This is a genomic window from Salipiger aestuarii, from assembly GCF_003259905.1.
Classification (GTDB): domain Bacteria; phylum Pseudomonadota; class Alphaproteobacteria; order Rhodobacterales; family Rhodobacteraceae; genus Salipiger; species Salipiger aestuarii.
Window position 1 is genome coordinate 1 of the sequence record NZ_QLMG01000104.1, and the last position, 2,522, is coordinate 2,522.

Genomic DNA, 2,522 nt, shown 5'->3' on the forward strand with positions numbered 1-2,522 from the left:
GTAACCGCCCGATTGAGGCCGCCTGCCTGACGGCGGGGTTCCGAGCTAAGACACGTGCATAACGACGTCCTTAACGACGTGTCTTATTAGGAGGGGCCATGCTGGGCGAGGTTCTGGGCGTTGAGCGGCGCCGGCGGTGGAGCGAAGACGAGAAGCTCGAGATCCTGTCGGAGGTCGGTGTCGGCGGCGCGTCGGTGACGCAGGTGGCGCAGCGGCACGAGATCACGCGCTCCCAGATCTACGGCTGGCGGCGTGATCTGAAGAAGAAGGGCTTGTGGTCGCCGGATCGCGGGACCGTTTTCCTTCCGGTCGATTTTGGTGAGGCGCGGACGCCGGCAAGCGCCCCCGCGCCAGCTCGACCCGTCATGGTCGAGCTGCGGATGAGCAACGGGCGCTGCCTGAGGTTCGACAGCAGCATGGATGGAGAGGCGCTGACCCGGTTGATCCGGGCGGTGGAGGCGGCATGATCGGACCGGGAACGGGCGTTCGGGTCTACCTGGCCTGCGGCCCCACCGACATGCGCAAGGGGATCGCGGGTCTGGCCGCGCTCGCCCAGGACGTCCTGCGCCAGAACCCGGCAGGCGGTGCGGTCTTCGCTTTCCGGGGGCGGCGCGGAGATCGGCTGAAGCTTCTCTACTGGGACGGCCAGGGCTTCTGCCTCTACTACAAGGTCCTGGAACGGGGGCGCTTCCCGTGGCCCGTCGCCGGCGACGGCGCCGCAAGGCTGACCTCGGCGCAGCTGGCGATGCTCTGGGAAGGCATCGACTGGCGCCGCCCGGACTGGGGTGCGCCTCCCGCTCGGGTGAGCTGATAATTCTCTCAAACCCCTTGTTTTACTGGTTATGTACCGCACGGGATGGTAAGGTTCCGCATGTCCGAAGCCTCCTCCCTTCCGCCTGACGATCCTGCCAAGTTGCGCGCGATGATCGCCGCACTCGAGGCCGAGAACGCGGCCATGCGGGCGGAGACGACAAGGCTCACGGCCGTCTTGAAGGCACACGAAGCCCTCGTTCAGGCGCTCCAGATCCGGATCGCCAAGCTCCAGCGTCAGAAGTTCGGCGCGAGCTCGGAGAAGATCGAGCGCGAGATCGAACAACTGGAACTGGCCCTCGAGGCGCTGGAGGTCGCGGCTTCCGCCGCCCGGGAGGCCGAGGAGGAGCCGGAAGCAGAGCCCGCTGTCGCGGAACCTGCTCCCATGCGGCGCAAACCGAAGGTCTCGGAGGCAACGCCCCGCGAGCGCATTGTGCTCGATCCCGGCGATGCCTGTCCCGCTTGCGGGGGCGAGCTGCGGCTCGTCGGTGAAGACATGAGCGAGATCCTCGAACTGATCAGCGCACGGCTGAAGGTGATCGAGACGGCGCGCCCGAAGAAGTCCTGCCGGAGATGCGAGAAGATCACCCAGACCCCGGCGCCTGCACGCCCGATCCCGCGTAGCATGGCGGGACCGGGCCTTCTGGCACACATCCTTGTCTCCAAGTTCGACGATCATCTTCCCTTGTATCGACAGAACGAGATCTTCGCCCGCATGGGCGCGGATATCCCGGCCTCGACGCTCGTCGACTGGTGCGGCCAGGGTGTGCGGGTGCTCTCTCCGCTCGTGGCGCGGATCAGGGCTGACGTGATGACCGCCGACCGCCTCCATGCCGACGACACCCCGGTGCGAGTGCTCGACCGCTCCAAGCGGCTCGAGGGACTGGGAAAGGGCGTGAAGGAGGGCCGGATCTGGACCTACCTCCGGGATGACCGGCCATGGGGCGGGACAGCGCCGCCCGGTGTCGCCTACTGCTTCTCACCGGACCGGAAGAGTGCGCATCCGCACCGCCATTTGGCCGAGTTCAGCGGCATTCTTCAGGCGGACGCCTATACGGGCTTCAAGGCGCTCTATGAGCCCGATACTACCGGCGCGGTGCGCATCCGCGAGGCCGCCTGCTGGGCACACCTGCGCCGGGACTTCCACGATGTCTGGACCGGCACCAAGTCGGCGATCGCCCGGGAGGCGCTGGATCGTATCGGCGCGCTCTACGACATCGAACGCGAGATCACCGGCTGCTCCGCCGAAGAGCGGCGACGCGTCAGGCAGACCCGCACGCGCCCGCTGGCGGAGAACTTCAAGGCGTGGTCGGAGACACAGCTCGGCCGGGTCTCCGGCAAGAGCGCGCTGGCCAAGGCCTTCCGCTACGCGCTCCGCCGCTGGCCGTCCTTCACGCTCTTCCTGGAGGACGGCCGCGTGGCCATCGACAACAACCCGGCCGAGCGCGCGATCAAGCCGGTGGTGATTGGTCGGAAGAATTGGCTCTTCGCCGGGGCTGATGCCGGGGGAGAGACCCTCGCGGAGGCCATGACGATCATCGAGAGCGCTAAGCTCAGCGGTCTCGATCCTGAAGGCTACCTGGCCGACATCCTGGCCCGCATCGGCGATCACAAGATCAACCGCCTCGACGAGCTGTTGCCGTGGAACTGGGCGCCGATCGCTCAGGAGGCCAAGGCCGTCGCCTGATCTGCGGTCCTTACCGGCCGGTTAC

General features: G+C 67.2%; 3 protein-coding genes. All 3 read left to right on the top strand.

All coding sequences use genetic code 11. The features are described 5' to 3' along the window. Positions 1 to 98 precede the first annotated feature (98 nt). The 3 genes from tnpA to tnpC are packed head-to-tail and all read left to right on the top strand — an operon-like array spanning position 99 to position 2,497. Complete coding sequence (gene tnpA / locus ATI53_RS22615) at positions 99 to 467, top strand: IS66-like element accessory protein TnpA (RefSeq protein ID WP_111551432.1); 369 nt, start codon at positions 99 to 101, stop codon at positions 465 to 467. Then, on the top strand, positions 464 to 811 hold the full coding sequence (gene tnpB / locus ATI53_RS22620) for an IS66 family insertion sequence element accessory protein TnpB (RefSeq protein WP_035851188.1): 348 nt from the start codon (positions 464 to 466) through the stop codon (positions 809 to 811). Before tnpA ends, tnpB begins: the two co-directional genes overlap by 4 nt. Positions 812 to 871: 60 nt before the next feature. Continuing rightward, a complete protein-coding gene (tnpC, locus tag ATI53_RS22625) occupies positions 872 to 2,497 on the top strand; it encodes an IS66 family transposase (RefSeq protein WP_111551433.1) in 1,626 nt (541 codons plus the stop codon). The last annotated feature ends 25 nt before the right edge of the window (positions 2,498 to 2,522 follow it).

Excerpts from the sequence above, each read along its gene's own strand:
- tnpA (WP_111551432.1), top strand. The coding sequence starts at position 99 with ATGCTGGGCGAGGTTCTGGGCGTTGAGCGGCGCCGGCGGTGGAGCGAA.
- tnpB (WP_035851188.1), top strand. The coding sequence starts at position 464 with ATGATCGGACCGGGAACGGGCGTTCGGGTCTACCTGGCCTGCGGCCCC.
- tnpC (WP_111551433.1), top strand. The coding sequence starts at position 872 with ATGTCCGAAGCCTCCTCCCTTCCGCCTGACGATCCTGCCAAGTTGCGC.